An 8,349-nucleotide genomic window follows, 5' to 3' on the forward strand; every position below is an offset into this window, starting at 1 on the left:
CAGCCGCCCGTCCAGCCGCAGGCGTCTCCGCCCGGGGCGGACGGCTGGTGGCCCCCCCCCCCCCCCCCCCCCCCCCCCCCCGCGCGGGGGGCCCCCCCCCCCCCCCCCCCCCCCCCCCCCCACCGCCGTAACCACGAAAAGCGCCAAAACCGTCAAAAGAACACCGACCGCCGCTGCACCAGCAACTTGTACAGCGTGTGCTGGATCTGTTCGCGGACCTGGTCCGTCAGGTTGAACATCAGCATCGGGTCCTCCGCCGCCTCCGGCGGATAGCCGTCCGTCGGGATCGGCTCGCCGAACTGGATCGTCCACTTCGTCGGCAGCGGGACGGCGCCCAGCGGGCCCAGCCACGGGAAGGTCGGCGTCAGCGGGAAGTACGGGAAGCCCAGGACCCGGGCGAGGGTCTTGGCGTTGCCGATCATCGGGTAGATCTCCTCCGCCCCGACGATCGAGCACGGGATGATCGGAGCGCCCTGGCGCAGGGCCGTGGAGACGAAGCCGCCCCGGCCGAACCGCTGGAGCTTGTACCGCTCGCTGAAGGGCTTCCCGATGCCCTTGAAGCCCTCCGGCATCACCCCGACCAGTTCGCCCTGGCCCAGCAGCCGTTCGGCGTCCTCCGCGCATGCGAGGGTGTGCCCCAGCTTGCGGGCCAGCTCGTTGACGACCGGCAGCACGAAGACGAGGTCCGCGGCCAGCAGCCGCAGATGCCGGCCCGCCGGGTGACGGTCGTGGACGGCGACCTGCATCATCAGGCCGTCCAACGGCAGCGTCCCGGAATGGTTGGCGACGATCAGCGCGCCCCCCTCGGCCGGGATGTTCTCGATGCCCTTCACCTCGACCCGGAAGTACTTGTCGTACACCGGCCGCAGCAGGGACATCAGGACCTGGTCGGTCAGCTCCTCGTCGTAGCCGAAGTCGTCGACCTCGTAGTCGCCCGTGAGACGCCGGCGCAGGAACGACAGCCCGCCCGCGATCCGCCGCTCCAGGCCGCCGCCCACGCCCTCGCGCGCCCGTTCCTCACCCGTCACAGAAACATCATCCTGCCCAACCGCCCTGGTGGGCAGGGGCTGGACCTCACCGACCTCACCGGCCTGGCCGATCTCGCCGATCTCCCGGACCGGCGCGGGCTCGCCGTTCTTGCGCCGGCTCCCCACACCCCGGCGCCGCGGCGGCCGCGCCACGGCGCTTCCCCGGGTCCGGTCGTCGTCGAACGGAATGACCTTGGCGTCCGCCATCGTTGATGCGCTCCTCAGTTGGCGCTCGGCGTCGGGGGGTGAGCCGGGGCGTGCCCGCCGCCCGGCAGCGGCAGGGCGGCGATCCGGTCCACGGCCCCGGCGACGGCCTCGGGCGGCAGGAGCCCGGGGCCGTGACTGCGCGCGAAATCCGCGAAGGTCTCGGCCGTCGTGTACCGCGGCATGAACCCCAGCGTCTCGCGCATCTGGTCCGTCGACACGACCCGGCCGTGGGTGAGCAGCCGGATCTGCTCGGGCGAGAAGTCCGTCATGCCCAGCGTACGCACCAGGGACCCCGCCCAGGTGACGGCGGGCAGCAGCAGCGGCACGGTGGGCCGCCCCAGCCGCCGCGAGCACTGCGACAGCAACAGCACGCCGTCCCCGGCGATGTTGAACGTGCCGCTGTTGAGCGTGCCGCGCTCGGGCTCGTGCGAGGCGATCCGCAGCACGTCGATCACGTCGTCCTCGTGCGCGAACTGCAGCCGCGGGTCATAGCCGAACACGGTGGGCAGCACGGGCAGCGAGAAGTACGAAGCGAGCGGCGTCTCGGCGGTCGGCCCCAGGATGTTGGCGAACCGCAGCACGCACACGGCGACATCGGGCCGCCGCCGGGCGAACCCGCGCACATACCCCTCGACCTCGACGGCGTCCTTGGCGAAGCCGCCGCTGGGCAGCGACTTGGGCGGGGTCGTCTCGGTGAACACGGCCGGATCACGCGGCGCGGACCCGTACACGTTGGTGGAGGACTTGACGACCAGTCGCTTCACGCTCGGCGACTTCTGACAGGCCCCCAACAACTGCATGGTGCCGATGACATTGGTCTCCTTGACCGTGGTCCGGCTGCCACTGCCCAGCGCCGTCGCCGTCACGTCCAGGTGGACGACCGTGTCGGCGCCGGTCTCGGCGAGAACCCGCGCGATGGTGGGCTGCCGGATGTCGGCCTGGATGAAGTCGGCGCCCCCGAGATGGTGCTCGGGCCGCACGGCGTCCACGGCGATCACCCGGTCGACCCGTGGGTCACGCTGGATCCGTCGTACGAACCGGCCCCCCAGCTGACGGGCCACTCCGGTAACGAGCACGACCTTCCCCAAGATCAGCGCCTTCCTTCCGTCCTGGAACCGCCCTGGAACCGCCCTGGAACCATCCTGGTACTGCTCGGCCACCCTGCCGTGTTCCCCGCCCGCGGGCCAACTTAGCGGGTCGATGTTGCGCCGTGATGACCACCCGGCGCACGACGTCACCACAACCTTCGGTCGTACGACCAGATCAGCCATGGTGCCAGTCCAGGCATACGCACGGCGTTCAACCGGCCGCACGACACCCGGACATACGTGTGGCCCCCCACCGACAACACGGTGGGGGGCCACACCACGCCTACGCGGCTCGCGTCGGCGAAGAAGTAAGGACGTGCGCTTACTTCTTGTTGCGACGCTGAACGCGCGTGCGCTTGAGCAGCTTGCGGTGCTTCTTCTTGGCCATCCGCTTGCGCCGCTTCTTGATAACAGAGCCCACGACTACCCTCGCTCACTTCTCATCACTCGGTGCTGGGCGCCATGGGCCCATACGACCTACGAGGGGCTAGCCTACCCGCCCGAGCGCTGAGGTCGTAATCGAGGCGGATCGGGGAGATCCGGAAGAGCCCTGAGGATCCCCCCGGCCCACTGTCGTCAGGCTGTTTCCACCCCCACATAGCTCTCGCGGAGGTACTCGTGAACCGCTTGCTCGGGGACGCGGAAGGACCGCCCCACCCGGATCGCGGGCAGATGACCACTGTGCACCAGCCGGTACACGGTCATCTTCGACACTCGCATCACCGAGGCGACTTCCGCCACGGTAAGGAACTGAACCTCGTTCAGAGGCCTCTCGCCAGCTGCAGCCATGACACACCTGAACCTTCCGCACTCGACTCGACGGCCACCGGCTTCCCCTTCCGGTGACTCTTCGTCGCTGCGTGCTCACTCCCCAATGTAGGGGCGGGTGATGCGAGTGGGGAAGAGGTGCACCCATCGCATACCTATCGCAGGCCTACTGTGACAGACACGCTCGATTGAGTACGTAGCGGGTAAGCGGCCTGTAGTAATCCGACCGCACACCGTCATCAAGTGGAACGGCCACGGAGACGACCCCCTCGGCCTCCCCGACGAACAGCGCGGGGTCGTCGGTGTCGGCCGGCCCGATGGCCTCGAACCCCAGCTGACCTGCCCCGCAAACCCACCCATGGTCCCCGATGACGAGCTCGGGCAGCCGCCCCGCACCCTCGGCCGCCGCGTCGAGAGCGACCCGAACCGGCAGCGGCGAATGACTGTGCACACCCGTCGCACAACCGGCGCGTTCACCCCCGGCCTCCCGGACGACCGCGACTCCCCGTACGTAGTCCAGGGTGTGCGTGCGTAGACCGAACCGGGTCGTTATGTCGACACAGTGACCCTGCGCCGGGGTGAGGACTTCACATCCCGCCGCCGACAAAGCGTCCGCAAGAGCGGCGTAGAACCCCAGCAGCCGATGCGGATGCCCGGTGCCGAGCAGCACGGCAGCACCACGCTGGGCTACCGAGGCGAGCCGATCCGCGAACGCGTCGAGCGCGGCCACCGTCCGCTCGGGGTCGATCACATCATGCCCGGACACGCATCGAGGATCGGCCGAAACCCCGCACTTGTCCGCCATCAACGCGATCAGATCCCGCTGCCCCCAGCTTCGTTCCGGATCAAGCCCGATCAGCACCCGAGGATCCCGCGCGGCGAAGAGCCGATAACTCCGCAGACTCTCCTCCCGAGAGGTAGCCACCACCCCGGCCAGCCGCGCAGCCAGCAGATGCGCCCGAATCCCCCCAGAACTGAACACGACAGCGATGCTGACGGACGGAAGCGGGGACCGGGACGGAAACGGGGGAACACCGCACAGTTGGCGTAAGCACTCCGGCCCGTTGGGGGTCCCCCCTCTGGGTGAGCTTGAGGACGAGGCCCTCAGGGGCCGAAAGCGGGGGTCTGGGGGCGCGGCCCCAGGGGATGGGAACGGGAAGGGGCGGCGGGGGCGAAAAACTAGGCCAGCAGCCCCCGCAGGGGAAACACCGCCCGCCGAGCAGCCAGCACAGCCTGATCCAGCCGATCCGCGGGGTCGTACCCCGCCTCCCACCCGGCCCACCGCACCGGCCACCGCCCATCAGTCATCCGCGCCGGCCCCAACTGCCGCGTACGAGCGAAGACCTCCTGCCGCCACCCCTCAGGAATCACCGTCTCCGGAGCCACCGGCACCCCCGCCGCCACCCCCACCAGGTGCGTCCACGACCGCGGCACCACCTCCACCACCGCGTATCCACCCCCGCCCAACGCGACCCACTTCCCCCCGGCGTACTCGTGCGCCAGCTCATGACAGGCCACCTGCACAGCCCGCTGCGCATCGAGCGACACCGCGAGATGAGCCAGCGGATCCTCGAAGTGCGTGTCGGCCCCGTGCTGGGTCACCAGCACATCGGGCCGGAAATCGGCGATCAGCTCCGGCACCACCGAGTGAAAAGCCCGCAGCCACCCCGCGTCCCCGGTCCCCGCCGGCAGAGCGACGTTCACCGCGGACCCCTCCGCCCCCTCCCCACCGGTCTCCTCCGGCCACCCGGTCTGCGGGAACAACGTACGGGGGTGCTCGTGCAACGAGATCGTCAGCACCCGCGGGTCCTCCCAGAACGCCGCCTGCACCCCGTCCCCGTGATGGACGTCCACATCCACGTACGCGACCCGCTCGGCCCCCAGCTCCAGCAGCCGGGCGATCGCCAACGACGCGTCGTTGTAGATGCAGAACCCCGACGCACCCCCCGGCATGGCATGGTGCAGCCCGCCCGCGAAGTTCACCGCGTGCAGCGCCTCCCCCCGCCACACGCTCTCCGCGGCCCCCACCGACAACCCGGCGATGAGAGCGGACACCTCGTGCATCCCCGCGAAGGCCGGATCGTCCATCGTCCCCAGACCGTACGACTGGTCCGCCGCCCCCGGATCCGCCGACGCCGCCTTCACGGCCTCGACGTAGTCCTGCCGGTGCACGAGCCGCAACGTCGACTCCCCGGCGGGCTTCGCCGCGACGACGTCCACCTCCCGGTCGAGCCCCAGGGCACCGACCAGCCTCCGGGTCAGATCCAGCCGGACCGGATCCATCGGATGCTCGGGCCCGAAGTCATAGCCCGTTACTGCCTCGTCCCACATCAGCTGTGCGCGGCCGCTCATGCCCGCCACCGTATCGGTCCGGTTGAGCCTCGAACGACCGGGCGTACACCAACGTCACCAGCACCAACACCATCGGCACCACCATCGCCCCCCGATAGGTCCAGGCGTCCCCCAACGCCCCCACCAACGGCGAACCGATCAAAAACCCGACGTAGTTGAAAATATTCAGGCGCGCGATCGCCGCATCCGAAGCCCCGGGGAACAACCGCCCCGCCGCCGCGAACGTCTGCGGTACCAGCACACACAGCCCCAGCCCGACGAGCGTGAACCCGAGCATCCCCACCCAGGCCCCGGGCGCGACCGCCACCACCGCGAACCCGCCGGCCGCCACCAGCGCCCCCACCCGCACCACGGCCGCCGCCCCGAACCGCCGCACCCCGAAGTCCCCGATGGCCCGCCCCAGCAACGTGGTCACCATGTACACGTTGAACGGGACGGTCGCCAGCTGCTCCGAGCTCCCCAGCACGTCCTGCAGATACTTCGCACTCCAGTTGGAGACGGTCGAGTCCCCGATATAGGTGAACGACATCACCAGACACAACGGCAGCAGAAGCTTGAAGACGACACCCGTACCGCCACTTTCCGCGCTGCCCTCATCCACAGCCCCGGCCGCACCCCCCTCGCCGACCCCGTCCACCCCGTCGACATACCACCGGCTCCCCACCAGTGCGGCCGGCAACAGCACGGCCACCACCGGCAGATACGACACCCACAACGCGAGATGCCAGTGCGCCCCCACCCACGCCAGCGAGGCCCCCACGATCCCGCCCAGGCTGTACACGGCATGGAAACTGAGCATGATGCTCCGCCCGTACGCCCGCTGCAGACTCACCCCCAACATGTTCATCGACGCGTCCAGCGCCCCCACCGCGAGCCCGAACGCCGCCAGGGCCACCCCCAGCTCGACCATCCCGCGCCCCGCCCCGACCCCGAGCAGCGCCAGCAGCACGACCGGTTGGGACCAGCGCAGCAGCAGGCTGGGCGGTATCCGCTTCACCAACTGCTCGGTCGTCACGCTCCCGACCCCGGCCAGGACGGGCACCGCGGCGAGGAAGACGGGCAGCAGCCCGTCCGACACCCCGTACCTGTCCTGGATGGCCGGGATCCTCGTCACGAGCAGCGCAAAGGCGGCCCCCTGCGCGAAGAAGCTGAACGCCAAAGAGGCCCTACCGCGCCGCAGCACTTCTGTCATGGCGGCGAGCGTAGGGCCCCTGAGTACTCGTGGGTAGATCCAGCCAAAGATGAATTCTCTTCAGCTTTCCCGGACTCGGCAGCGCCTCCGGCGGCGGCACCCGAGTTACCGGGCGAGGACGACCTCGGGCATCTCGACCTGGGCATCGGCCTCGGCCTCCCCGGTCGCCCCCGTCTCCCCCGTCTCCCCGGTCTTCACCTCGGAACGGAGCATCGCCTCCATCGGCCCGGCGCCGAGCGCCCCGCCGACCACGATCCCCATGCCGATCGCCACGACCATCACCACGGACCCCAGCCACACCATGGTGTCCACCGGCACCGTGTACGCCCCCACAACCCGCAGCACGCACTCGGCGAGCAGCACCACACCCCACACGAGGGAGAAGGCCCGCTCCCGACGCCGGAAGTCCGCCGACGCAGCCGCCACACCACTCTCCAGCCGCTCCCACGCGGCCTCCTTGACCGCGTCGCCCTTCACCAGGAACGGCTTGAGCCCGGCGGTCATCATCGGCCGCCCCAGCGCCACGGAGACCAGGATCCCGATCCCGACCGTGCTGCTGACCCCGCTGTCCTTGGCCAGCATCAGCCGCGGATCCCCGGAGACGAAGCTGAGCACCAGCCCGACGACGTTGACGACGAGGATGAGCCCGGCCAGCCCGTTGAGCGTCCGCTCCCTGACCGCACTCCACACGGTCCGCCCGGCCGGCACGACGCTGCTCCAGGCGAGAGCGGCGAAGGTACTCATCCCGAACGCACCCTTGAACAGGTAGTACGACCCGAGCGGCACCGCCACGTCCAGGAGCAGCGGAGCGAAGGCGTTCTGCTTCTTGTGCTGGTTCGTCGTCATGTCCTCAGCTTCGCCGCCGGGAGGGGTCCCCCAGTAGAAACGAACGTCCGGAGCTACGCATGACAAATGTCAGCCCGCCACCCGATCGTCCGTCAGATCAGCAGGTCAGCCAACTCGCCCATGTCGGAGAAGAGTTGATTGGCTCCCGCAAGCTTCGAGGCCGGCGTCATCGCCGTGAACCCGAGTACGTCCATCCGGGCCGCCACGGCCGCCTGCACGCCCAGTGGACTGTCCTCCACGACCACACAGCGCCCCGGTGCCACTCCCATCCGCTGGGCCGCGTACAGGAACAGATCCGGCGCCGGCTTCCCCTTGCCCACGTCCTGCGAGCTGAAGATGCGGGCGTCCTCGAACCACCGGTCCAGCCCGGTCGTCCGATGCCCCACCCGAATCCGCTCATGGCTCCCCGAGGAGGCCACGCAGTACGGCACCCCGTCCGCGGCCAGCTTCGCGAGGACGTCCACAGCACCCGCCACGGGGTCCAGCTCCTGCTCGAAAGCCGCGAACACCCGCCGGTGGAACGTGTCGTCGAACTCCGCCGGCAAGCGTTCCCCTGTGCGCTCCTCGACCAGGTCGTGGATCCGGTGCATGGCAGATCCCATGTAGTCCCGGATGGAGTCCTCGTAGGAGGTGGGGTGCCCGAGCTCGGTCAGATAGGCGGCCAGCAGCCGGTTCGAGATCGGCTCGCTGTCCACGAGGACACCGTCGTTGTCGAAGATCACCAGGTCGTAGCGCATGACTCGACCCTAAACGAGTCCTGAAAACAAGTCCCGAACGCAGAAAACCCCCGTGCGAATGGCACGGGGGTTTCCTCAATATTTGTTCGGCGGTGTCCTACTCTCCCACAGGGTCCCCCCTGCAGTACCAT

At 69.4% G+C, this 8,349-nt stretch carries 9 protein-coding genes; all 9 read right to left on the reverse strand.

From position 1 onward, the window contains the following. Nucleotides 1-152: 152 nt before the first annotated feature. The 9 genes from ACIBTS_RS35840 to ACIBTS_RS35880 all read right to left on the reverse strand — a co-directional run bounded on the left by ACIBTS_RS35840 (nucleotide 153) and on the right by ACIBTS_RS35880 (nucleotide 8,218). Nucleotides 153-1,235 carry a lysophospholipid acyltransferase family protein gene (locus ACIBTS_RS35840; protein WP_399324865.1) on the reverse strand — a complete coding sequence of 361 codons (1,083 nt, stop codon included), beginning with the start codon at nucleotides 1,233-1,235 and terminating at the stop codon, nucleotides 153-155. A 14-nt stretch (nucleotides 1,236-1,249) separates the two neighbouring features. Next, nucleotides 1,250-2,323 carry an NAD-dependent epimerase/dehydratase family protein gene (locus ACIBTS_RS35845; RefSeq protein WP_319677434.1) on the reverse strand — a complete coding sequence of 358 codons (1,074 nt, stop codon included), beginning with the start codon at nucleotides 2,321-2,323 and terminating at the stop codon, nucleotides 1,250-1,252. Nucleotides 2,324-2,645: 322 nt separating this feature from the next. Further along, nucleotides 2,646-2,744 (reverse strand): 30S ribosomal protein bS22, encoded by a 99-nt coding sequence (locus ACIBTS_RS35850; RefSeq protein WP_003948845.1) that lies wholly within the window; start codon nucleotides 2,742-2,744, stop codon nucleotides 2,646-2,648. A gap of 155 nt (nucleotides 2,745-2,899) precedes the next feature. Continuing rightward, nucleotides 2,900-3,112, reverse strand: coding sequence for a helix-turn-helix domain-containing protein (locus ACIBTS_RS35855; protein WP_004984898.1), 213 nt, complete (start codon nucleotides 3,110-3,112; stop codon nucleotides 2,900-2,902). A gap of 145 nt (nucleotides 3,113-3,257) precedes the next feature. Next, the gene (locus ACIBTS_RS35860) at nucleotides 3,258-4,073 is read right to left on the reverse strand and encodes a phosphatase (protein ID WP_399324866.1); all 816 of its coding nucleotides are present in this window, start codon (nucleotides 4,071-4,073) and stop codon (nucleotides 3,258-3,260) included. A gap of 197 nt (nucleotides 4,074-4,270) precedes the next feature. Beyond that, on the reverse strand, nucleotides 4,271-5,443 hold the full coding sequence (locus tag ACIBTS_RS35865) for an acetoin utilization protein AcuC (RefSeq protein WP_399324867.1): 1,173 nt from the start codon (nucleotides 5,441-5,443) through the stop codon (nucleotides 4,271-4,273). Then, nucleotides 5,394-6,635, reverse strand: a complete 1,242-nt coding sequence (locus tag ACIBTS_RS35870; protein ID WP_399324868.1) for an MFS transporter — start codon at nucleotides 6,633-6,635, stop codon at nucleotides 5,394-5,396. Before ACIBTS_RS35870 ends, ACIBTS_RS35865 begins: the two co-directional genes overlap by 50 nt. Nucleotides 6,636-6,740: 105 nt before the next feature. Beyond that, nucleotides 6,741-7,481, reverse strand: coding sequence for a VC0807 family protein (locus ACIBTS_RS35875; RefSeq protein ID WP_399324869.1), 741 nt, complete (start codon nucleotides 7,479-7,481; stop codon nucleotides 6,741-6,743). A 92-nt stretch (nucleotides 7,482-7,573) separates the two neighbouring features. Further along, a complete protein-coding gene (locus tag ACIBTS_RS35880) occupies nucleotides 7,574-8,218 on the reverse strand; it encodes an HAD family hydrolase (RefSeq protein ID WP_399324870.1) in 645 nt (214 codons plus the stop codon). Nucleotides 8,219-8,349 lie beyond the last annotated feature (131 nt).

Source organism: Streptomyces sp. NPDC050121, from assembly GCF_044460385.1.
In the GTDB taxonomy this organism is placed as follows: domain Bacteria; phylum Actinomycetota; class Actinomycetes; order Streptomycetales; family Streptomycetaceae; genus Streptomyces; species Streptomyces soliscabiei.